The 23,635-nt window shown below is 67.0% G+C and carries 13 protein-coding genes and 3 pseudogenes; 4 read left to right on the top strand and 12 right to left on the bottom strand.

Annotated features, from left to right (window positions below; all coding sequences use genetic code 11):
* Positions 1-23: 23 nt before the first annotated feature.
* The 5 genes and pseudogenes from ACMCNK_RS09335 to ACMCNK_RS09315 form a co-directional block, all read right to left on the bottom strand.
* Positions 24-470: pseudogene (locus ACMCNK_RS09335) on the bottom strand (IS110 family transposase); the annotation flags it as partial.
* A gap of 184 nt (positions 471-654) precedes the next feature.
* Complete coding sequence (locus ACMCNK_RS09330) at positions 655-963, bottom strand: hypothetical protein (protein ID WP_412741088.1); 309 nt, start codon at positions 961-963, stop codon at positions 655-657.
* Positions 964-1,460: 497 nt separating this feature from the next.
* Positions 1,461-1,658, bottom strand: a pseudogene (locus tag ACMCNK_RS09325) (transposase); the annotation flags it as partial.
* A gap of 199 nt (positions 1,659-1,857) precedes the next feature.
* A protein-coding gene (locus tag ACMCNK_RS09320) for an IS3 family transposase (RefSeq protein ID WP_412735996.1) occupies positions 1,858-3,065 on the bottom strand; the annotation gives its coding sequence in 2 pieces (ribosomal slippage) (positions 1,858-2,772 and positions 2,775-3,065; 1,206 coding nt in all).
* Between the two features lie 429 nt (positions 3,066-3,494).
* Positions 3,495-4,994: a tyrosine-type recombinase/integrase gene (locus ACMCNK_RS09315; protein WP_412735995.1), complete on the bottom strand. Its 1,500-nt coding sequence runs from the start codon at positions 4,992-4,994 to the stop codon at positions 3,495-3,497.
* A 59-nt stretch (positions 4,995-5,053) separates the two neighbouring features.
* Between ACMCNK_RS09315 and ACMCNK_RS09310 the strand changes: the two genes are divergently transcribed.
* Positions 5,054-5,437 carry a helix-turn-helix domain-containing protein gene (locus ACMCNK_RS09310; protein WP_412735994.1) on the top strand — a complete coding sequence of 128 codons (384 nt, stop codon included), beginning with the start codon at positions 5,054-5,056 and terminating at the stop codon, positions 5,435-5,437.
* 603 nt (positions 5,438-6,040) lie between these two features.
* Here ACMCNK_RS09310 and ACMCNK_RS09305 read toward each other — a convergent pair.
* From ACMCNK_RS09305 to ACMCNK_RS09295, 3 genes and pseudogenes are all read right to left on the bottom strand, one after another.
* Positions 6,041-15,571, bottom strand: coding sequence for a putative Ig domain-containing protein (locus ACMCNK_RS09305; protein WP_412735993.1), 9,531 nt, complete (start codon positions 15,569-15,571; stop codon positions 6,041-6,043).
* Positions 15,572-15,716: 145 nt separating this feature from the next.
* Positions 15,717-15,848, bottom strand: a pseudogene (locus tag ACMCNK_RS09300) (hypothetical protein); the annotation flags it as partial.
* Between the two features lie 507 nt (positions 15,849-16,355).
* Complete coding sequence (locus tag ACMCNK_RS09295) at positions 16,356-16,904, bottom strand: hypothetical protein (protein WP_412735992.1); 549 nt, start codon at positions 16,902-16,904, stop codon at positions 16,356-16,358.
* Between the two features lie 235 nt (positions 16,905-17,139).
* Between ACMCNK_RS09295 and ACMCNK_RS09290 the strand changes: the two genes are divergently transcribed.
* Positions 17,140-17,670 (top strand): hypothetical protein, encoded by a 531-nt coding sequence (locus tag ACMCNK_RS09290; protein ID WP_412735991.1) that lies wholly within the window; start codon positions 17,140-17,142, stop codon positions 17,668-17,670.
* A gap of 23 nt (positions 17,671-17,693) precedes the next feature.
* Here ACMCNK_RS09290 and ACMCNK_RS09285 read toward each other — a convergent pair whose 3' ends face one another.
* Entirely contained in the window at positions 17,694-18,032 is a 339-nt protein-coding gene (locus ACMCNK_RS09285; protein ID WP_412735990.1) for a HEAT repeat domain-containing protein, read from the bottom strand.
* Between the two features lie 270 nt (positions 18,033-18,302).
* Positions 18,303-18,710 (bottom strand): ankyrin repeat domain-containing protein, encoded by a 408-nt coding sequence (locus ACMCNK_RS09280; protein WP_412735989.1) that lies wholly within the window; start codon positions 18,708-18,710, stop codon positions 18,303-18,305.
* 280 nt (positions 18,711-18,990) lie between these two features.
* Here ACMCNK_RS09280 and ACMCNK_RS09275 point away from each other — a divergent pair, with 280 nt between their 5' ends.
* Complete coding sequence (locus tag ACMCNK_RS09275) at positions 18,991-20,760, top strand: IS481 family transposase (RefSeq protein WP_412740792.1); 1,770 nt, start codon at positions 18,991-18,993, stop codon at positions 20,758-20,760.
* 4 nt (positions 20,761-20,764) lie between these two features.
* Positions 20,765-21,076 (top strand): hypothetical protein, encoded by a 312-nt coding sequence (locus ACMCNK_RS09270; RefSeq protein ID WP_412735988.1) that lies wholly within the window; start codon positions 20,765-20,767, stop codon positions 21,074-21,076.
* A 280-nt stretch (positions 21,077-21,356) separates the two neighbouring features.
* On the opposite strand, the gene ACMCNK_RS09265 is transcribed toward ACMCNK_RS09270, so the two are convergent.
* Both ACMCNK_RS09265 and ACMCNK_RS09260 read right to left on the bottom strand, forming a co-directional pair.
* Positions 21,357-21,737, bottom strand: a complete 381-nt coding sequence (locus tag ACMCNK_RS09265; protein WP_412735987.1) for a VOC family protein — start codon at positions 21,735-21,737, stop codon at positions 21,357-21,359.
* 622 nt (positions 21,738-22,359) lie between these two features.
* Entirely contained in the window at positions 22,360-23,421 is a 1,062-nt protein-coding gene (locus ACMCNK_RS09260; protein WP_412735986.1) for an MrcB family domain-containing protein, read from the bottom strand.
* Positions 23,422-23,635: the final 214 nt, after the last annotated feature.

Raw genomic sequence — 23,635 nt, 5'->3', positions numbered from 1 at the left:
ACACCCTGCTTGGCCAGCACCGCGTGCACCCCGGCCTTGAGCCCGGACCGTAACGCCACCAGCTTCGCCCGATGCCGTACCAGCTCGCGTAGTTCCCGCACCTGCGGCGGCGCCACGTACGCCTCCGGCAGCCGGTTCATCCGCAACAGGTCGGCCAGGTCCGCGGCGTCACGCTGGTCGTTCTTGACCCGCCGGTAGGCGAACCCTTTCACCCCGAGCGGATGCGCCGGATGGACCTGCGCGCCAGCGTCCTGGAGCACGTCGACGGCCCAGTACCAGCCGTAGGTGGCTTCCAGAACCACGTCCGGGTGTCCTCCGGCCTTCGCGATCTCCGCCGCCAACGCGAGCGGTTCGTTATCGATGCGCACACAGCCGAGCTGGTCACCGGCCTCGGTCATCCGCACGATCACCGTCCGGCGCCGGTGCAGATCGATACCTACGATCTGCCGGCCGTCGTACTCTGCCTGCATGAGGGGCCTCCTTCAACCGTGAGAAGTGAGCACCCTGAGCATCCCGCCGGGAGTCACGAGGAGCGAGGCCCCGCTCCTTCATGCCATCAAGCCCACAGGTACTTCACTCGGCATCCGGCGTCGTCGAGGCCCATCACGAGGTTGCGGGCGGTCTGGGCCACCCACGCGGCGCTCGGGTGCGCGGTCAGCCGAGGATCCGGATGCGGCGGCTGGCATGTTTGATGACTGCGAGGACGTACAGCCTTGTTCCGGTCAGGGCGACCGTTTCGATGAAGTCCGCGGCCAGTAGCACCTCGGCCTGCGAGCGCAGGAACTGTGACCAGGTGGTGGTGGCCCGGTCCGGGGCGGGATCGATCCCGGCCGCGCAGGATTCGATCGACCACTGGGTATTAAGTGCCTCAGAATGAACAGGCGGCAATGATGTGAATAGTCGGGCTAACGAAAAAGGCGAGGTAGTGGTCCTGATGCAATCCAGTCCGGGGTTGTCGACCATGGAGCAGGTGACCGTCCGGCTATAACGGACTCGGCCCTCAAGCCATCAATCCTGCGCATCTCCCTCGCCTGCCGGGCTGCCGGACTGCAGTACCCTGCTGCGCCGGCAAGAATCATGACGATCATTCCTACGACGCCAGCCAGTCGGAGGGGGCCGTTAATGAGCGCCAACAAGAGGCTAGTCACGAAAAGCGTGGTTCTAAGTGCGGCTTGGGTGGTGAGCCGGCCGCCCGCTGGGGTCGGGCGAGCGATGCCTGCGCCGCTGCACCAGTATGAGGCCCCCAGGACGGTGAACCAGCCGACTACTACAGGTAGGGCGATAGCCAGCGCAGTCGCAGACACAGTGCGGCGGGCAGCCCCACGGTGTCGTCTTCTCGCCATGTCTGCCAGGGTAGTCCTAGATATCGGCACGAGGACCCTTGACGGGGCTATGTTTGAGCCGGTCGCGGCATTTTCGCCATCAGGGGAGCAATCGTCAAGACTTGTGGATGAGAAATGCTTGAACGCCATGGCCAGACCGGCGGCCTTCGAGCCGGGGCCTTTGGTGACCTTGGTGCGGTGCCGGACGGTGGCGAACGTCGACTCGATCGGGTTCGTGGTGCACAGGTGCACCCAGTGCTCGGGCGGGAAGTCGGAGAACGCCAGTAGTTCGTCCAGATCGTCGACGATCTTCGCGACGGCCTTGCCGAACTTCGCCGGCGACCTCAGCCTCCAACGCCGCCGCGAGCATCTGACGGGCGCCGTCGCGCACGATCTCGTCAATCAACGACCCGCCCGACGACATCAGTCCCGACACAATCGATGGCGTCGGTTCCTCCGGGTTGACTACCCGTAAGCACGGGCGTACTTTCCCACCCGCGTTGGGTGAGCTTCCCCCCGGGGTGTGGACACCGGGTTATGCCGCGACTTGGAGCAGCGTAGCCGGGTCGGGGGTTTGTTCGTAGTCGGCGGGGCTGCGGTAACCGAGGGCGGAGTGCCGGCGGCGATGGTTGTAGAACGCGATCCAGCGGAACACGTCGCGGCGGGCATCGGCCTCGCAGGCCCAGCGGCGCCTGTCGACGTCGAGTTCGCGTTTGAGCGACGCGAAGAACGCCTCGGCCAGGGCGTTGTCGAACGACGACCCGATCCGGCCCCTCGACCGGCGTACCCCGTAGCGGCGGCAGGCGTCCGCGAAGGCGGTGCTGCCGTATTGGCTGCCGCGGTCGGAGTGGAACACCACGCCGTGGACGCGGTGTCCGCGAGCCGCGACCGCCGCGTGCAAAGCGTCGATGACCAGCTCGGCGCGCATGTGAGAGTTGATGGACCAGCCGAGCAGCCGCCGGGAGTAGATGTCGATGACGGTGGCCAGGTAGATGAATCGATCCCCGACCCGCAGATAGGTAATGTCGCCGCACCACCGCTGATCCGGTGCAGGGGCGGTGAAGTCGCGACCGAGCAGGTCTGGCACCGGCGCCGCGGCCAGGTCCGGGATCGTGGTCCGTTTACGCCGGCGCAGGTGCCGGCCGACCACCGCACGCTGACGCATGATGCGCTCGACCCGTTTGCGGTTGACCCGCAGACCTTGCTCACGCAGTTCGACAGTGACCCTCGGTGAGCCGTAGGCGCCGCCCGAGGCGGTGTGCACCGTGGTGATCGCGGCGGCCAGCGCGTCCTCGGCGGCGGTCCGCGCGGCCCGGCCGGGTGCGGCGGCGGCCCACCGGTAGAACCCGGAGCGCGACACCGCCAGGACCCGGCACAACCGCTTCACGCCGTGCTCCCCACGGTGGGTGGAGATGAACCGGAAGCGGCTGGTCACCGATCCATCTCCTTCGCGAAAAACGCGGCGGCCTTGCGCAGGATCTCCTTCTCCTGCCGCAACTCGGCCACCTCACGGCGCAGCCGGGCGATCTCAGCGTCCTTGTCCGCCACCGACAACCCGGCACCCGCCGCCGAACCCGCGCCTGGGCCTGAGGTCTGCTGCTCGTGCTTGCGGACCCAGTTGCGCAGCGTCTCGTGACTCAGGCCCAACTCGCGGGCAACCTCGTTGATCGGCCGGCCGGACGAGCGCACCAGCTCTACCGCATCGGCCCGGAACTCTTGCGTGTACTTCGATGGCCTCCCCAACGGGGACACCCCTTTCCTCTGGACTCAAGATCCAGTTTCAGGGTGTCCACACCGCCGGGGGAAGCCCAGGGCGGGCTCCACTCGATTCCTTGGCTTGGAACTCGTCGGGAGCTTGAGCCACCGACACGACCCCCCCACGATCGACGCCCAGAGCGGCATGCTCCCCCGTTTCGTATCGATGGAAGTTTGGCGGCGATCAGGGGATCTCGGCGAAGGCCACCCAGCGGGTCGTCGCGCGGTGATGGCTGCGGCCCGATAGTCGCCATGGCCCGGCAGCCCCCGTTTACCCCCCGAAAACGCGTGCCAACGGGCGACAACTGGTGACAAAAGTTGATCATGGCCTTGCAGTGTTTCCGCAGCTCAATGCCGAACTTCGGTCAGCAATGACAAGCCCGGAATCGTAATGGTTGGTAACAAGGGGTCGCAGGTTCAAATCCTGTCAGCCCGACGATAAATCAGCAGGTCAGGGCCGGTGTCGCGGAATGCGGACCGGCCCTGAAGTGTCTCTGGGGACCGTTGGGGAGAAATCTGGGAGACGATCTTGGCCCGGAGTAGCCGGTCCAGGATCGCAACCGGTGAGCCGGGGGAGAGGGCTCGCCGGGCGTCCAGCGCGTCAGCCCACGCAGTCGTCAGGCCGTCCATGAGTCGCCGCACCATCTCGGTCGTCTGGTGCGCGTAGCGCGCCTGCACCGACCCGTCCGAGTGACCCATCTGGTCGTCCATCAACGGGGACGGGGTGCCCAACTCGGCCATCAGCGTCTTGTAGCTGTGCCGCAGCCCGTGCGGGGTCAAACCCGGTGCGACCGGCAGCCAGCACGCCTGCGCCCGGGTCGCCGCGTTGCGGCCCCGGACCGGGACGCCCGGCCACGGCTCGCCGGTGACCGGCACCGGCCGGGCCACCTTCGGCGCCTTCGCCGGGTAGCGGCCCGTGGCGGCTGGCTGGAACAGCCACGTCGCGAACCCGTTGCGCCGGTAGTGGGCCGCCGCCGCACCGGTTGGTGCCCCGCGCACATAGCCGAGCCGGTCGATCGCCGCCGTCACCGCGTCCCGGATCGCCTCGGTCACGGCCTCGGGCCGGTTCAGCACGTTCGGCACCGTGCCGGTCGACACTCCAGCCGCCTGGGCCACCTCGGCCAGCGTTGGCCCCGTCCGGCGGGCCGCGCCGTTGGCGGTGCCGTAGCCGCGGAACACGTACCGGTAGCCGTGGCAGCCGCACGGCCGCGGTGCCGTCCGGGCGATGTGATCGGCCAGCAGCTCGCTCAGCCATGCCGGCACGTGGATGTTGCGGTGGGAGTCGTCCTTCGGCGGGCAGCGGTGCAGCACACCGGTGTCCAGTTCGTACAGCTGCCACTCGACGCGGATCTCACCCGGGCGCACGTACGGCGTTTCCAGGCCGACCAGCTCGCCCCAGCGCAGGCCGGTGAAGCCGAGCGTCGTCACGGCGACGAACTCGTCGTCGCGGCCGGACAGCAGCGCGGCGCGTTCGGCCAGCAGCAGGATGCCCAGCGCCGAGGTGACGGTCTTCTCCGGGCCGCGCTTGGCCGAGCGTCCGGCCCGCTTGCCCCGGCCCCGTCGCCGGGACGCCGGGTTGGACTCCCGCAGTCCCTCGTCCACCGCGTCGGCCAGGATCAGGTGCAGCGTGGTCCGCCACAGCCGGATGCTGGCCTCCGCATAGTCGAGCGAGCGTTCCCGCTTCTCCCAGCGCGCCACGTCCGCCACCGAGATCGCGGCCACCGCGACGTCCTGGAACGCCGGCAGCAGGTGATCCTCGATCGTGCGGCGGTAGTTCTGCCCGGTGGAGACGGCCAGGTCCTGCCGCTCGTACCAGTCGTTGACGTACTCGCCGAACGTGATCCGCCCCGCCGCGGACGGCGGCCGGCCGCCGTGGCGGACTCTGAGTCCGCGGCCCGAACCCCGCCCATAGGTCAAGGCGCCAACTTTTCGCGCGCGTATTGGACGGGGCGCGGCATGCGCCCAAGGATTGGGTAATGCGGCCCCAGATCGTCGCGTTGTCCTGGACGGGCCTGGCGGTGCTGCAGGCTGCCGATGACCTCGGGTGTCATGCGCGGACAGTGCGTTCGTGGATCCATAGGTTCAACGCCGAGGACGAGCGGTCCCGGATTGTGGCGTGGGTCAAGACGGTTCCGCCAGGCCGGCTGCGCCACGACCCGGCTGCCGAGGGTCTGGTCCAGGCGGATGAGACGTCGACTGCGGCGGTATGGACGCTGGACGCGTTGGTGCAGGCCGCGAAAGCCCTGGGCATCGCCGTGAGCCGCTCGCACGTGCGGCGGATTCTGTTGGCTGACGGGGCTCGGTGGCGGCATCAATCGGTTGTGAAAGAGCCTCGGCCTGCTGGATTGGTGGCCAGCTAGGCGACAATCGGGCGTGAAAGCGGCGAAGTTCAGCGGACTTCGGTGGATCGTTTGCCCTAGGTGAAGAAAGTCGGAGGCTCTGCCATGTCGCCGATAATGAAAGATCCAGGGGCATAGGTCAATCAAATGTCGCTGCCGAGTTTAGGCTCGTCTTCAAATCACCGATCGCGTGATCCGGCGTCGAATAGGATGGCCAGCCGGACGAATATCCGTCCGGTCCGACGTCCTGTAGGAATGATTCGGTGGCCACGAGGAACTCCTGTCCAAAGTCGCTCGTACTCGACCAGTTTCCCAGCCATTTCAGATGGCCTCCGGAGTTCGAGCCCCACCGTTCGAATGATTCGATCGAAACGGATACCTTCTCAGTGGCCCGACGAAGAGTCCATCGGATCTCCGTCGGCTCATGGTCGAAAGAAACTTGCTCCTCTAGCGATCCTCGGACAATACGGGCCACCGCGAGCAAAAGTTCAGCCATGACGTCGCTCGCGTCGCTGACTGTACATCTGTACTGCCCTGAGCCGCCATCCAGTGCAAACGAAATCCACCCATGGGCAACCTTTGTCCAGCGGAAGCGGGCATCTTCGTTGAACTTTGCTTCACTTGTCACTTCGGATACGCCGTCCAAATCTTGCCGTCACGCACAACGACCTCAACAATGTTAGTCTTATTCCCGGCCCCGTTGACACCCACGGGCGAGCCGTAGTCGAACTGGTGAATGTGCCCGGGACCTCTTTCATTTGGCAATTCCGGCGTGGAGTCCACCCCTCGGCGCAACCGGTCGCCGAGAACCATGTCATCGCCCTCCCACATGAATTCCTCATTAAACTCCCCGGGAATGTCCGTCTCGCCCTCTTGAATCGCCCTTTCCCGCGCGCCAGGTCCATGGCGATATTCGATGTGAGCGAGCCTCTCATCGGTGATCTGAGACTCGCCACCGCAGTTGTGGACGAGCACTGGGGTGTTGCCGGCGAGCACATAGTACGTGTGCAGGCGGTCGACGGTCAGGTCGTACATGGTCGTGTTGCCGGTGAAGTTGTGCACCAATTTGACAGAGGTGGTGCTGCCGCTGGTGCTGCCCAGAGTCATGCCGGCGACGAGGTCGCTCGCATCGGTCCAGGTTTGCTGTTGGGGTGTCCAGAACGGGTGGTGCGCGGTCGTGTGCACCATGGATCCGTCGGCGAGGGTCAGGTCGGTCAGTTCCGTGTCGGCGTTGACGTGTAGCGCGGTCACCGACTGGGCGGCGGTTGTCTGGCTGGCTGGATCGCCGGCCAGTACCTGCTGCCCTAGGCGGATATCCTGGATGGCGGTGGTGCCACCATCGGCCATAAGTACCCGGGTGTCGCCGCGGAAGCTGTGGGGACAGGTTTCGGGGCGCAGGCCTCCTCGGGACGGCAGGAAGTCGTAGATCGTCGCGAGAACGTCGGCGACGGTCTCAACGTTCCTGAGCTTGTCAGTAATCTCCTGGTAGAGGTCGCAGTCTTCGGCCCGATTCGCTTCGACAATGCATTGCGTGCGGAACAATCTCAACTTGCCATCCGGACGGAGCCTGCCATTTTCGTCGTAGATGGCCTGCTTATCCACCTCCGCCTTGATGATGGACTGCTCCCAATCATCGGCTGTGTCGCACAACTTCACGGAGCATGCGACGTCGTGCCAGAAGCCTTTATCGACGGTCTGTGCGGCCTCGTCTGCGGCCGCCTTGATGCCCTGGCACCCGTTGACACACATGTGAGTTGCTGGGTTCCACTCCAGTGCCCTGTCGAACAAGTTGATCATGGCCTGCAAGTCGTCGAGGTGACCCGTGGGAATGTAGGCGGTGCCTTCTTCGACGTAGAAAGACATGTCTTCATGGGTTTCGGAATCAACAAGACCCTGATTGTGAATCCGCCCAAGTGTCGTCATGTCACTTCCGCCTCCGGCGTACAGGACGTAGACGTCGTGCTTCGCCACCGTGATCCCGGTCAGGTCACCCGACCAGATGCTGCGCAGGATCACGTATTCAGTCGCGGAATTCAGGGCTATCCGGACGAGACTTGGATTCGACGCCGCGACCGTGGCTTCCGTTCCTGGAGCGGGGGGGACGTCGGCCGTGACATAAAGGCCGCCGTTGGCGTAGGCCACATCGGAACCCGTGACTCGGTAAGGAAGATTAGCGGTCACGACATGGGACGTGCCGATACTGCCCTCGGCCTTCTGGCCGCCAGTATCAGTGATCGACACTTCCGTCACGGTTCTGTTATTGACGAGGTAAACGGCATCCTCAGTGGCAACCATCAACGAGCCGGGGGCGATATTGCGTTCGACGACATTAGTGACGCCAGTCTTGAGCCCGTACTGAAGGAGCGTGTTCGACGCATCGATGGTGTAGAGGTACCTGCCCCCAATAGAGGATTGCGAGTTCCCCGGCACCAGCAAGGTACGGGTAGATCCAGTATCTGGGTTGACGGCCCGAACGCCGCAGTAGGTGTCGGCGACGTAGAGCAATGATCCGTCATAGCCGATGACCGAGGCGTCGTAGAAGCTGGCCTTGCCCCCCTTGCCCGCGTCGCTGCAGCCACCCGTACCAGTAGACAACGCCGTGGGCTTGGCGGGGGTATAAATGTTGGTTTTCGTAACCGTTGCGCGCGACGCAGTAAAGGCATCATATCCGACTACCGCAATACCTGATCGTTTCCCACCAAGCAAATCGACCTGCGTCTGAGGTGACAAGGCATCAAGGATTGGGATGTCCTTCTGAGCTGATGCGAATTGCCGTGTGGCGGCCGTAATGCTGTAGAGGCCGTGTTCCCCGGCAGCGTAGAGGTGGAAATTGTCGCTGGCGATTCCCATGGTGCCGAAAAGCAGGTCATCGTCTTGGGCGCCGTCGCCGGCGATGATCTGGAGATTGCCGTTGCGCTTGTCGATACGGCGGAGCAGGTTGCTGCCGTCGGTGTAGTAGATGTAGTTCCCGACCGAGAGTGCGGTAGACGCGGTGCTGGTGGGCAGCGGGAACGGTTTGGCGGGATTGTTGCCGCTCGGGTCAAGTTGGTAAAGCTTGCCGTCGTTGTTGTTGAACGCCCACAGTGACGTAGTATCTGCTGCCAATGGGCCCGTCATGGTCATGTCGGCGTACAGGCGGGTGGTCTTGCGGGCAGTCAGGTCGTAGCGCCAGAGCTTTCCGTAGCTGTCGGTGGTGTAGATGTAATGATCCCCCACCACGCTGCGCGCGTTGACCTGAAATTTGATCGTGCGCGTCGCTCCGGTGAGCCAGTTGACTTCCCGCAGCCCACAGCCGTCCGCGACATAGATCTGCCGGCCATCGTTACCGATGACGCTCGGATTGAAAAACGTGGCTCGGCTGCCCTCACCGGCGTCGGCGTGGGCGCAGTCGGCAGCGCCGCCGCCGCCAGCCTGGACATTCTCGTTAGAGCCGTCAAGGAATGCCTCGACGATGTTCGAGCCGACGGCGGTGTAGACCAAGCCGCTGACCAGCGTTACACCCTTGACCCAGCGATCCGGGCCGACCCGTGTGATCTTCCCCGAGTACATGACTGGTCCGGTGGCGGGTGGGGTGTAGGTGCGGGTGGTGACGGTGAGTTTGGCGATGCCGTGGTCGCCGGCGGTGTAGAGGTTGGTGCCGTCGGCGGCGATGGCGGTGGTGTTGTAGAGCAGGTCGTCGTTGTGGGCGCCGTCGCCGGCGACGACTTGCAGGCTGCCGTCGTTCTTGTTGACCCGGGTGAGCAAGTTGCTGTCGTCGGCGTAGTAGACGTAGTCGCCGGCCGAGCGGGCCGCGGTAACTGCGGTGCCGGGTAGGGCATATGTCGTGGTTTCGGTGGTGCCGGTGGGGTCGAGGCGGTAGAGCTTGCCGTCGTTGTTGTTGAATGCCCACACGCGGGTGTTGTCCGCGGCCAGGACGCTGTTGCTCAGGCTCATGGTTCCGAACAGGGTGGTGGCCTGGCCGGCTTGCAGGTCGTAGCGGACGACCCCGTTGCCGTAGGTGGCGCCGGTGTAGAGGTAGCGGCCCGCAATGGTGCTGCCGGTGTTGGCCGACACACCGGTGAGGGTGCGGGTGGCGCCGGTGGTGGGGTTGACCGCCCGTACGCCGCAGTTGTAGTCGTAGACGTAGAGCAGTGAGCCGTCGGTGCCGATGATCCGTGCGCTGCTGGCGTAGAAGCGGGCCTGGCTGCCGGTGCCGGCGTCGGTGCAGCCGTTGGTGTCGCTGCCGGCGACTGTCTGGGCGGTGGCGTTCTTGCCCGCGGCCGGGTCTAGGCGCACGACCTTGTTCCCGGTGATGGTGTAGGCGTAGCCGTCCACCACGGCCATACCACTGCCCCGGACGTCCGGGCCGACAGGACGGACATCACCGAAGTCCGGCGCACGCACAGCCGGCTCCTCATACACACGGACCACTGTTGTGAGTTTGGCGATGCCGTGGTCGCCGGCGGTGTAGAGGTTGGTGCCGTCGGCGGCGATGGCGGTGGTGTTGTAGAGCAGGTCGTCGTTGTGGGCGCCGTCGCCGGCGACGACTTGCAGGCTGCCGTCGTTCTTGTTGACCCGGGTGAGCAGGTTACGGCTGTCGGCGTAGTAGACGTAGTCGCCGGCCGAGCGGGCGGCGGTCACACCGTTGGTGGGCAGGGTGAACGTCTTGGTTTCGGCGACGCCGGCAGGGTCGAGGCGGTAGAGCTTGTAGTCGTTGTTGTTGAATGCCCACACGTAGGTGTTGTCCGCTGCCAGAACGCTGGAGCTCAGGCTGACGGTTCCGAACAGGTTGGTTGCCTGGCCGGTTTGCAGGTCGTAGCGGACGATCCCGTTGCCGTAGGTGGCGGCGGTGTAGAGGTAGCGGCCGTCGACGGTGCTGCTGGTGTTGGCCGACAGGCCGGTCATGGTGCGGGTGGCGCCGGTGGTGGGGTTGACCGCCCGTACGCCGCAGTTGTAGTCGTAGACGTAGAGCAGTGAGCCGTCGGTGCCGATGATCCGTGCGCTGCTGGCGTAGAAGCGGGCCTGGCTGCCGGTGCCGGCGTCGGTGCAGCCGTTGGTGTCGCTGCCGGCGACTGTCTGGGCGGTGGCGTTCTTGCCCGCGGCCGGGTCTAGGCGCACGACCTTGTTCCCGGTGATGGTGTAGGCGTAGCCGTCCACCACGGCCACGCCGCCGCTCTTCGCGTCCGGCCCAACCCCGGCAACCGTGCCCGAGTTCATCACTGGACCGGTCGCGGTCGGGGTGTAGGTGCGGGGGGTGACGGTGAGTTTGGCGATGCCGTGGTCGCCGGCGGTGTAGAGGTTGGTGCCGTCGGCGGCGATGGCGGTGGTGTTGTAGAGCAGGTCGTCGTTGTGGGCGCCGTCGCCGGCGACGACTTGCAGGCTGCCGTCGTTCTTGTTGACCCGGGTGAGCAGGTTACGGCTGTCGGCGTAGTAGACGTAGTCGCCGGCCGAGCGGGCGGCGGTCACACCGTTGGTGGGCAGGGTGAACGTCTTGGTTTCGGCGACGCCGGCAGGGTCGAGGCGGTAGAGCTTGTAGTCGTTGTTGTTGAATGCCCACACGTAGGTGTTGTCCGCTGCCAGAACGCTGGAGCTCAGGCTGACGGTTCCGAACAGGTTGGTTGCCTGGCCGGTTTGCAGGTCGTAGCGGACGATCCCGTTGCCGTAGGTGGCGGCGGTGTAGAGGTAGCGGCCGTCGACGGTGCTGCTGGTGTTGGCCGACAGGCCGGTCATGGTGCGGGTGGCGCCGGTGGTGGGGTTGACCGCCCGTACGCCGCAGTTGTAGTCGTAGACGTAGAGCAGTGAGCCGTCGGTGCCGATGATCCGTGCGCTGCTGGCGTAGAAGCGGGCCTGGCTGCCGGTGCCGGCGTCGGTGCAGCCGTTGGTGTCGCTGCCGGCGACTGTCTGGGCGGTGGCGTTCTTGCCCGCGGCCGGGTCTAGGCGCACGACCTTGTTCCCGGTGATGGTGTAGGCGTAGCCGTCCACCACGGCCACGCCGCCGCTCTTCGCGTCCGGCCCAACCCCGGCAACCGTGCCCGAGTTCATCACCGGACCCTTTGCAGTCGCGGCATACACGCGCAGGGGGATCGACGCGTGGCCGATGCGTCCCTTCGTGCTCGTGGCGGTCACGGTGATCGTGAAAACGCCTGCGGCGCGGACGATGCCGGTGATGACGCCGGTGCTGCGGTCGATCGTCAGGCCGTCGGGCAGGCCATCGGCGCTCCAGCTAAAAGGACCAACCGGTTCCGCGACGGTGACGGGCAGCGGCGTAATTGCATGGTCCTGGTCAACCGGGTTCGCAGTCGGCGCTGACAGCGTCAACGCGGGCAGCGCCTGCGCGACAACGCCCCGCGCCTCGACTTCGTCCACCATGGTCCAGCCGGCGCTGCCATTAACCGTGACGCGGACGTAGCGGGCAGTCGTGTTGAGACCCGCCGCACGGTAGGGGCGGACCTGATCCGCAGCCGAGGCGTACGGCCGCGACACGAGTGCGGTGCCGGTGAAGTTGTGGCCGTCGTTGGACAGCGCGTAGCTGACGGTGAGGGGCAGCTCGACGCTGTCGCTCTTGTTCTGTAGCCAGCCGCTGTTGATCTCGGTGAGGGGACGGCTGACGCCCAGGTCGACGGTGAACGTGTACTCGTCGACGTTGTGGCGGCCCTGCCAGGCTGCCCCGCCGGTGACCTGGCCGTGCACGCCATCGGTGAGCGATGTGCCGTTGCTATCGGGGTGAGCCGCACCTGCCGGGATGCTGGCGGTGTAGGCGCACCCGGGCAGGGTGTCGTCCTGCGGGCACACGGCGTAGTTCGTGGGTGCCTCGGGCGTCGGTGTCGTCGTGACGACTGCCTCGGCGCTGGAGGCGGTTTCCAGGCCGTCAGCGTCGACTGCGGTGATGCGGTAGCGGTAGGTCGTGGAGCCGTCCAGCTGGCGGTCCCACAGGTGGGGGTCGGTGCCTGTGGTGGTTACGGGGGCGCCGTCCCGGTAGATTCGGTATCCGGTCGCGCCGGCAACCGGGGCCCAGGCGAGCTCCACGGTCTGGAGGCCTTGGGCATTCGCGGTGAGACCGGTCGGGGTGGCCAGGCGGACGGTCCATGTGAACGCGGTGTGGTCTGTGCGGCCTACGGCGTCGGTCAAGGTCACGGTCACGGTGGAGCCGGCGCTGGCGGTGATCGGGGATCCGGTCACGACCCCGGTGGCCGGGTCGACGGTCACGCCCGACGGAAGGCCGGCCATAGTCCAGGTGTAGGGGGCGGTGCCGCCACCCGCAGCGAGGGTGAGGTTCACCTGCTGGCCGACGATGGTGCTCTGGTCGCCGGGATTGACCGCGGCCAGGGCCAGCGCCACGGTCCAGGTGTACCAGACGGTTGCGGTGCGGCCGGCAGTGTCGGTGATCGTGATACCGGCGGTCCAGGTTCCCTCGGTGGTCGGCTGTCCGGTGATCAGGCCCGTTGACGCGTTCAGGGTCAGGCCGTCGGGCAGGGCGGTCGCGGTCCACGTGTAGCTGCCTGTACCACCGCTGCCGGCCAGCTGCAGGCTGGCGGGGACACCGACGGTGCCGTTCTGCGTTCCCGGGTTGGCCAGCGACACGGGAACCCCGACGTTCCAGGCGACGCGGAGACTTCCGGTGCGGTGAGCGGCGTCGGTGGCGGTGATCGTCACCGTGGTGGAGATGGCCGCCGCCGGGGTGCCGGAAATGATGCCTGTGGTGGTGTCAATGGACAGACCGTCGGGCAGGCCCGTGGCGGTCCAGGTGTAGGGGGCGGCGCCACCGCTAGCGGACACGGTGACGGAGCCGTTGACGCCGACCGTGTTGTCCTGGGTGGGCAGCTCGTGGATGGTGACGGGGGTGGCTACGGTCCAGGTGAAGGTGGTGATGTTCGTCCGCCCGTCCGCGTCGGTCACGGTGGCCTGGACGGTCGGGGACCCCACGGCTGTCGGGGCGCCGGAGATCACGCCGGTCGACGCAGCCAGGGACAGCCCGGCGGGCAGGCCGGCCGCCGACCACGAGTACGGGCTCTTCCCGCCGGTCGCGGTCAGCGTCACGGGGCTGACCGCAATACCCACCGTCCCGCTCTGCGCATCGATGCTCGCGGCTGTCAGGGCGAGCGCAACGTTCCAGGTGAAGGAGCGGGTGGCGCTGCGTCCGGCAGAGTCGGTGGCGGTGACGGTGACGGCACTCGTGCCCGCCGCCGCGGGGACACCGGAAATCACGCCGGTCGATGCATTGACCGACAGTCCGGTGGGCAGCCCGGTCGTGGTCCAGGTGTAGGTGCCGCTGCCACCTGCGGCGGTGAGCGCCACGGCCGTGACGGTGCTGCCGGCGGCATCGTTGTGGGTGCCGGGGTCGGTCACGGTGACTGGGTTGGTGACGGTGATCGGGAACGACACCGTGCTGGCGATCTTGAGGCTGTCGGTGACGGTCACGGTGACCGGGCTCGTGGTGAGCATGGTCGGGGTGCCAGAGATGACACCCGTGCTGCTGTTGATGGACAGGCCGGACGGCAGCCAGGCCGCCGCCCACGTGTACGGGGCCTTGCCGCCGGTGGCGGTGATCGGCAGTGACATGGCGACACCGAGCGTGGCGGCCTGGGAGCCAGGATCGGTCAACTGTGTGGCGGGGCCGATGTTCCAGGTGAAGCCGGTCGCGCCGGAGACACCCGCGGTGTCAGTTGCGGTAGCGATCACCGAGTAGGCGCCATCGGTGGTCGGGGTACCGGAGATCACGCCGGTCGACGGGTTGATGGACAAGCCGGGCGGCAGGCCGGTGGCGGTCCAGGTGTAGGACTTGGTGCCACCGTTGGCAACGATGGTCAGGTCGGGGATGGCGGTGCCGGTGGCGTTGCCGCGGTTGCCGGGGTGGGTGGCAATCACGCCGGTGGCGAAGCCGAACGACACCGTGCCCGGGACGCCGGTCGTGTCGGTGGCGGTCACCCGCGTGGTGTAGTTGCCCGCCGTGGTCGGGGTTCCGGACAGGACACCGGTGGAGGCGTTGATGGTGATGCCCGGGGGCAGGCCGGTGGCCGACCACGTGTACGGGGCGGTGCCACCGCTCGCGGTGATGGCCTTGGAGTAGGCGACGCCGGTCGGGGCGGCCAGGCCGCCCGGGTTCGCCACCGTGATCGAGCCGATGTTCCAGGTCAGCGACAGCGTGCCGGTACGTCCAGCGCTGTCGGTGGCGGTCACGGTGACGGCATTCGTGCCGGTGGTGGTGGGGGTGCCGGTCACGGTGCCGGTTGAGGCGTTGAGGGACAGGCCGGCGGGCAGACCGGTGGCGGTCCAGGTGTAGGGGTACTTGCCGCCGCCGGCGTTGAAGGTGGTCGAGACCGGGGCGCCTACGCCGTCGTTCTGGGTGCCGGGGTCGACCACCGCGACCGCGGGAGCGACGGCGATCACGAACGACACCGAGTTGACGATCTTGAGGCTGTCGGTGACGGTCACCTTCACCGTGGGGGTGGTCGCCGAGGTCGGGGTGCCGGAGATGACACCGGTCGACGTGTTGATCGACAGGCCGGAGGGCAGCGCGGAGCCCGCCCAGGTGTACGGGGCCTTGCCGCCGGTCACGGTGATGGGCAGGGACAGGGGCACACCGATGGTGCCGACCTTGGTGCCGGGGTCCGTCAGTTGCGGGGCGGGGCCGACGTTCCAGGTGAAGCCGGTCGCGCCGGAGACGCCGGCGGTGTCGGTTGCGGTGGCGATGACCGAGTAGGTGCCATCGACGGTGGGGGTGCCGGTGATGACGCCGGTGGTGGCGTTGATGGACAGTCCGGTGGGCAGGCCGGTGGCGGTCCAAGTGTAGGAGGCGGTGCCGCCGTTCGCGGTCAGGGCGAGGTCGGCGATGGCGGCGCCGTTGGCGTTACCGCGGTTGCCAGGGTGCGGGACGATCACGCCGGTGGTGATGCTGAACGCGGCGGTGCCGGCCACGCCGGCAGTGTCGGTGGCGGTCACCGTCGTCGGATAGGTGCCCTTGGTCGTGGGGGTACCGGAGATGACACCGGAGGACGTGTTGATCGTCAGGCCGGGGGGGCAGGCCGGTCGCCGACCACGTGTACGGGGCGGTGCCGCCGGCAGCGGTGATCGTCTTGGAGAACGCGACGTTCGACGGTGCCACCTGGTTACCCGGGTTCGCCACCACGACACCGGTGGCCCAGGTGAACGAGGCGCTCGCCGTCGCCGTCGTCGCATCCCGCACGGTCACCGTGACCGAGGAGCCGCCCGCCGCGGAAGGCACACCCGAGACGACACCAGTGCCGGTGTTGATGGACAGTCCGGTGGGCAGGCCGGTCGCCGACCAGGTGTACGGGGAAGTGCCACCCGCCGCTGCGATCGGCAGCGACACGGAGGTCCCGGTCGGGCTGGACTGCGCCCCCGGGCTCGTCACGGACAGCGCCGCGGCCCACGCCGGCGGCGAGACGAAACCAGCCAGCAGCGCTGCCACACACGAGAACGCCAGCAGCACCATCGCGCGCGAACGCCCGTGGCTCCCGCGAGGAGAACCCGGCGCCTTACGCAGTCCGTGACCCGTCATGCCCAACCTTCCACGCCCAATGAGACAGAGGAAAGGTAGGGAAACGCGGCATATGCCAGACACCAGCGCAGGTCCAGCCGGAGGCCCACGGACGGCGACGCCCACCTGCAGCCTGGGCGTAGCTCGATGACCGAATGGACGAGATGCGTTCAGGCGCCGCTCAAGATCGCGCATCGTGCGCGTGCGGTGACCCCACTGGTCACGCAAGCAACAGCTCGCTGTGAGGTTGTTGGGAACTTCTCGAAGAAAGCCCTAATCCCTCTCGTCGTGAACGCCGCGTAATGTGCCGACTACGGCAGGTGGTTGACGCTTCGACTCTCATGCCCCGACCGCGGCCACGCGTGAGGCCATGGGGACGGACGTCACGGAGTGCTGCGAAACGACCCTTCAAGATCCGCCGGGTTCATCTCTACGAAGCTCGAATCCCAGAGCCCCGCTCCGTCACGGCAGGCTCGGCCGAATCGACAACCATGCTCGCACGTCCTCGGCCTCCGGCCCCGCGAGCACCTGATCAGCCAGCAACGCAAGCGGGGTGAGGACGATCTTGTGACGACGAAGGAGGTGGATCTGATCCGTTGGCAGCGTTCGCCAGTGTTCAGCCATCTCGCTCGCCTGCCCGGGTGTCAGCGTCACAATCGCGAGGACGCTTCGGACCAGCGCACCCAGCTCCCAGTTCTCGTCATCCGGCACCGACCCGAGTTTCCTGATCAGCAGGCCACGCAGGTTGAAGTCGTCCGCAGCTACTTCCCAGCGGTCGTAACCGGCGAACCGCTCGGCGCACTCGGTCAGCGACAACACCACCGCTCCCCAGTTTCGGCGCACCTCCGGGGTCAGGTTCTCGTCGTAGGCACGGTGCTGCGGCATCACCCGAGCTCTCAGCCACCAGTTGATCGATCGAGGTGCGTTGTCCTGGTCAAGGGTGCTCATCCACTGGTGGAAGCGGACAACCGGCCACTCCTTCATGTCATCGGCGAGATCCTGGTGCGACATTTGCTCAGTGTGCCGCGGCTTCCAGACGGTCCGGGCTCGCGTCGGGAACTCGCAGCTTGGGAACCGCACAAGATCCGCAGTTCGAGCCGTCCGCACGCAGGTCAGGGCGGCACAGAGTGGCCCGGAGTGACCTTCCGTGCCCTGCCTTAGTGCCCGTGAATGGCCCACGGCAGGTGGGCGTTTGCATTGGGCTCAGCCGTGCCAGGGAAGGTCATCTGGATGGCACGATCGGGGGGTGAGCAAGACCAAGACGGTGGCCTGTTACGGGGGGCCCTCACCGAAACGTCCGGATCCTCAACGCGAGATATGGGTGTACGACGCGGCGCTATCGTTGCTGCTGGCCCAGGTGATTCGCTCCGTCGAGTCGGCACCCCCGGACGACCGCCCCAACTGGTGGGCGGACCGAGCTGAGGAACTCCGCCTCCAGGCCACGGTCAGTGACATCTCCTTCGAGCTGGCTGGCGGGTCGGGCGCGGGGGAACGTGAGGAGTTCGCCGAGCTGTTGGAAGACGCCGCCGATCGCCTAAGGGACCGTGGGATCTTCACCGCCGCCGAGGCCGCCGGATGGCAGGTCATCGACGACGAGACCGTGATCTTCCGGGGTGATTCGGCCACGGACACCGAGCCCGTCGCAGAACTTGGCCGCGCGCTGGCGGCTCTGCTGCGTGGGCCGCTGCCGGCTCCGCCAGCGGGGACGATATGGCTCTACGGCTCGCCGGGCGGACGCACCACCCTGGGGGTGGTGAACCCCGCCGATGAGGGGTGATCGTCGCTGGACGGTGAGGCCGTTCAGTCGTTGCGGCCGTTGGCTCGGGCCTTCCACAGCTCGTGCCGCGCAGGCTTGGTGTCGAGTTTCTCTAGACCTCGGGCGGCCCAGAAGCGCAACGATTCATCGTCGCTGTAGAGCAGGTCAGCGAACAAGGGCAGCGCCTGGGGTGAGCGTCCTTCGCCGATGAGTTGGATCAGCCAGAACCGCAGCCGGTCGGAGGGTTCCAGCTCCGCAAACTCGGCGATGAGTTCATCGATGTGCTCGGCTGCGTGGGGCAGCAAAAGGTGAAAGCCGTCCTCCATGGCCTGCGGGTCGTGACGGCGCATGAGATACATGGCCTGCTCGAACCGCTTAGTCACCCGGATGACGTTAGTTGGCTCAGCCAAACAGGCGCCGACATTTGCCAAGCCCAGCCATCACGTCCGCCGTCGACCCACACACACCGTGGAGGGGCAGGTCTGCTCGGCTCCGCCTGGGTCGACGGTGCGCGGGATGGCAACCATCCCAGAGCACCGAGTGCTCCCGCCGGAGGCATCGTCAGGAACCTGCGGTGTCGCAGTGATGATCGGCCGCGCCGCGCCTGCTGCTGGCGCTTGCGCCGCCAGCAGGCGCGAGCGTGGCCGATGCTGCTAATGCCCTGGTGGGAGATGCTGGGCGACGTCTGTATTGGCGATCCTCGCCGCCAAGGCCCGTGGGCTGACGCCATGGGCGTTGACACGATCAGGGTCAGCGCCTGCCGCCGCGAGCCGGTTCAAGGTCGCGGGATCGCCCCGGTAGCAGAACACTGCGCGCCAGAGCGGCGTGTTGCCGTGCTCGTCGGTGCTGTCGGCGGTGGCCCCGGCCGTAAGGAGTTCAGCGGCTACGGCGGCGGCCTGGGCCTGGGCGGCGAAGTGCAGCGCAGTCCACCCCGCTTTGTCTGCCGTGTCCACATCTGCGCCTTGGGCAACGAGAGATCGAACGGTGGCCACGTCACCGGCCGCGGCCGCGTCGTGCAGCTCGGTGCGGCCCATACGGTCCCGGTGCTGGCTCGGCGTCACTCGCTCATCCTGCCCGACCGGCCTCGATCAGGTTTGCTACTGGTGCGGGTGCCGGTGCGGGTGCGGGCGCCGTGGTTCGCCCGGTCGCCGTCGCCACATGCGTAAGGCGGACCGGGCCGCGCAGCGGCCCCGAGCGACCGGCCTGCGCGCCACGGTGCGCCGCCTTGAACTCATATAGAAACTTCGCACTGGCAATTTTTCGTGAGAATGTCTGACTCCGCTTGACGCGTTACGTCGTGGCTTCAGTTGATGCGTGACACTCCGCCGAGTGCTGGTGGAGATGACCATGACGGAGCAGCGGTATCGGGCCGTGCTCGAAGTTGAAGCCGGGGTGCCGGTGACCGAGGTGGCCGAGCGGTTCGGGGTGTCCCGGCAGGCGGTGCACCGCTGGATCGGCTGGTATCGAGATGAGGGCCTGGACGGGTTGGCCGACCGGTCCCACCGGCCGCATGCACATCCCGCACAGACCAGCTCGGAGGTGGAGGCGGCCATCTGTGAGCTGCGGCGGACGCATCCGCGGTGGGGTCAGCGGCGGATCGAGTTCGAGCTGGGCCGGACCGGCTGTCCCGGCCCGATTCCGTCGGTGAGCACGATCTACCGGGTGCTGGTCCGGCACGGCCTGGTCGACGCGGTGCCTCGCCGCCGGCGCCGAGAGGACTACCGGCGGTGGGAACGGGCGGTGCCGATGGAGCTGTGGCAACTCGACATCGTGGACGGCATCCGGCTGGCCGACGGCTCGGAAACGAAGATCGTCACCGGGGTGGACGACCATTCCCGGTTCTGTGTGATCGCCACCGTGGTCCGCCGGGCCACCGGCCGTGCGGTCTGTGCCGCGTTCACGGACGCGTTACGCGCGTACGGGTTTCCGGATGAGGTGCTCACCGATAACGGCAAGCAGTTCACCGGCCGGTTCACCAAGCCCCGCCCGGCGGAGGTGATGTTCGAGCGGATCTGCCGGGAGAACGGCATCGTCGCCCGTAACACCAAACCGCGGTCGCCGACGACGACGGGGAAGGTGGAGCGGTTCCACCAGACCCTGCAGCGGGAACTGCTCGATCACGTGCAGGTGTGGCCTGACCTGCAGGCTGCCCAGGCGGCGATTGACGCGTTCCGGGTCGAGTACAACTCCAACCGGCCGCACCAGTCGTTGAACATGGCGTTCCCGGCCGACCGGTTCATCCCCCGCACCAGCGGCCAGGCACTGCCGCCGCAGCTGCCTGCCACGCTGCCACCAGCCGTGCCCGCCCGGCATCCAGTCTCCGCCGTGACGGTCGCACCGCGGTTGTCGACCAACGGCGCCGAACCGGTCGATCTGGCGGTGGAGTTCACCCGCGTGGTGCCCTCGTCGGGGAATCTGACCGTGGCCGGGCAGCAGTTCTGGCTCGGCCCGGACCGCGCCGGCGGCACGGTTACCTTCTGGGCCGACAGCACCGTCGTGCACCTGCTGGTCAACGGCGTCCGGCTCAAGACCGTGCCGTCCCGGCTCACCACCGCCCATCTGCGTCGGCTCCTGGACGACGGTGGCCGTCTCGCCGGGCCGCCTCCCATCCGCACCGGCGGCACGCAGCCGGGCATGGCGATCGAGGTGGACCGCACGGTCAGCGCCGTCGGCACCATCGGCTTGGCCGGGCGGCAGCACCCGGTCGGCTACCACTACGCTGGCCGCCGGGTCACGGTCCGCATCGACCAGGGCCTGCTCCAGCTCGTCCAGGACGGTGTCCTGCTGCGCAGCCTGCCCAACCCGCTCACCCCTGGCGAGCTGGCCCGCCTCCGCGACGCCCGGCCCGCCGGACCGCCACCCCAACCTCCCGCCGAACCGTTGCGGGTGGAGCGGCGGATCAGCTGCCGGGGTGCCCTGGAGGTGGCCGGGCAACGCATCCACGTCGGCATGGTCCACGCCGGCCGCACCGTCACCATCGAGACCGGCGACACCACCTGGCGGATCTACCACGGCGACGAACTGCTCACCGAAGTCGCCCGCACCACCAGCAAGAACATCGCCAGATTCAAGGTCCGCAAACCCGAGCAGCCGCGACGTGCGGCACGATGACACCGTGGACGACATCGTGTTCACCTATCCCTGGCGCGACCTGCGCAGCGCCGATCCGGCCGACGTCGCACAGCGCGAGGCCCTTGCGGCCGAGCTCGCCGTCGAGGTCAGCCCCGGTCACCCGCTCCATGGCAAACCCGCGATCGTTACGGCGAAATCGGAGGTGACCGACGACATCGTCGTCCGTCTTGCCGACAGGTCCTGGGCCGTCGTCCACCTCACTTGGCGAGGTTCGGCAGAGAACCCGCCGTGGCCATCGACGGACCATTGCGAGACGCCAGAGGCATTGGCCACCGAGCTGGCCGACCGCACCTGACCAACCAGAACGACAAGCAACCAAGATCGTCTAGCCGGAGCTGTCACGGATCATCTGACCTAGATCCGTAGCGCATCAAGTGGAGCCGGACAAATTTTTCGTGAGAATTTTTCTATACGTCTTCAAGGCGCGGTCCGGGGACCGGCGCTGCCGCCTTCGGCTCCGCGCCGGCCCCGGCCGCGCTGATGCGGAACTTACGCCGGACACGACGAAGCCCCCGGGCTCTCCTCACGGGAGCGTCCGGGGGTCGTCGGGCGATGGCCTCCCCATGCAGGGCGGCTTACACCTCGTGAAACGGTTCCGGTTCCGGTGCAATCCGCTTCGACATTAGGCAGAACTCGTTGCCCTCCGGGTCTTCGAGCACGACCCAGGAGCCGCCGGCCGCGATGCTCGACCGCCTGGCGCCCAGTTCCAGCAGGCGTGCCAGCTCCTGCTGCTGATCCCCGTCGGTGGCGCACACGTCGAAATGGATCCGGTTCTTCGCGGCCTTGCGCTCAGGCACCCGGATGAACAGGATGTCCGGACTGACCGTCGCTCCCCGGATCGCCACGCCGGTCTCGTCCCGGTCGAAGATCCGGTACCCGAGGACGCTGCACCAGAACCCGGCCAGGAGCTCGGGGTCCGAGCAGTCGATCACGATGTCACCTATCCGGCTCGTCATGGGTGAGCAGCCTAACGAGGCTGGCGCGCAACGCTGATCTCCGCGGAATGACCGTCGAAGACCCCAGAGCCTCCGGCGGCCAGGGCTTCCAGCCCTGGACCCGGGCGGCTCTGGGATGCCCAGCCGGCGGACACCAATCGCGCACCGGAGGCAACCAGACCGCGCCTGCCCGGTCCAGGTCGTCCAGTGGGGCGCTCCACCTGGACCGGGCAGGCGCGGCCCGGCCGAGCGAAGCTTGCGCGACGGGATGCCGGCTCCAGTAGGGGCCGGTGGATCATGGGGAGAAATCTGGGAGACGATCTTGCCAATCTGACCGACACAGCCCACAGTAGACCGACCGGTACCACCATGCTTGACCAGGACATTCGCACGCCTGTACTGGTCAACCGATCATGTTGACCATGCTGGGGGTCAAGGGGTCGCAGGTTCAAATCCTGTCAGCCCGACAACGATCAACGGCCGCCGACGAGGGTATTTTCCCTGGTTGGCGGCCGTTTCTCGTGTCCGGCTTGATCCTGATATTCCTACTGGGCTGCCCTGATTTGGGGACCATTTGGGGACCAACTTCTCCCCGGGTTCTCCCAGACGGGGCGCTGAGGGCTGTTCCGGCGTCGACTACGCGTTAACAGAGCCCCGCGGACTGGGCGCTGTCCGTGCCGAGCCAGCCGTCGCCGCGCCGCCAGACGACGGCGATGCCCTTCCGCTCGAAGAAGCCAAGGTGGGCCGCGCCGAGCGGTTCGTTGAAGAGGGCGAGCTTGGAGACGGTGGCAGTGTCGTCGTAGAGGAAGTGCTCGTAGAAGCAGAGTTGGGCGAACGCCTCGCGGGCGGCAGTCTCTGCGTCGCCGGCACGGATGGCTTTCGCCTCGATCAGCCAGTGGCGGCCATCGCGTTCCGCGGTGAGGTCGCGAGGATGCGGGGATGCCGTGGTGAACCGTTGGCGCCGAAGGAACGCCTCGTAGTCGTTGACGAGGGTTTCGTGCCGTCGGTAGATGGTGACTTCTCGCGCGGCGATCATCTTCCGGTATTCGCCGTCGTCCTTCGGCTTGAAGACAACGGCGGTCTTCTTGCGTGGCTGCTCCCGTGGCGGCGTGACGATACCGGGCACGCCGCGCTGGCTGCCCTCCTCGCGAGCTTCGAGCGCTAGGTCGTATAGCTGCACGAACCGTTGGAGATCGGCAACCATGGTCGCCTCATCTGGCAGGTCATCGGTGAGGTATGCGCGCGCAAGGATGTTGGCGTACTCGTAGTTGCGCGGGAGGTCAGCCTTGGAGCGCAGGTCGATCGCCTCATCCAGGTCGTGAATGGTGGCCGTTTCGAAGGCTGCACGGATTTGGGCCGCTTCCTGGTTAAGGGCGTTGCGGGCGGCCTGGCGTCCGAGGCGTTCACTGATCTCAGTTACCCCCTGGTTGAGGGTGAGGTAGACACGTTTCATGTCGGCGGCGAACAGGTAGACGACGTACATGCCTTTTTGGGCCGTCGTGGTCTCGGCCGGGTTGAAGACGCCAATCCATGGCGAGATCGCGCCACCGCCGATGCCGCCGCTTCCGGTGACCATGTAGCCGCCGGGAATCCATTGCGGAAGCTCGCGAGGCGCGCTGCGGAGAAGCAGCTGAGCCTCGCTGGACATCGGTAGGTGGCGGTCGTACGTCGCGCCGATGGTTCCGATCAGGTCGCGCAGCTGCACAGGTCGACTCCTCGGTGTCGGTATCGCTGTGAGGGTAAAGCGGCACTGTGACGGTTTGGGTGGATCAGGCTTGAGGCCCACCCGAGCTGCCGTTTCGGGTGGGCCGTTCGCATCGCAGGTCCTGTCGTCGAAGTAGCAGGACGTTCGTTTGTAGGGATTCCTCGGTAGGGCGGTCTCGACTTGGGCGACGAGCGGCCGGGCGTCACTAGCGGGG

Origin of the sequence: Krasilnikovia sp. MM14-A1259, from assembly GCF_047159535.1 — a bacterium.
GTDB lineage: Bacteria > Actinomycetota > Actinomycetes > Mycobacteriales > Micromonosporaceae > Actinoplanes.
The sequence above is the reverse complement of the archived record's forward strand: the minus strand, read 5'-3'. Positions and strand labels throughout refer to the sequence as shown.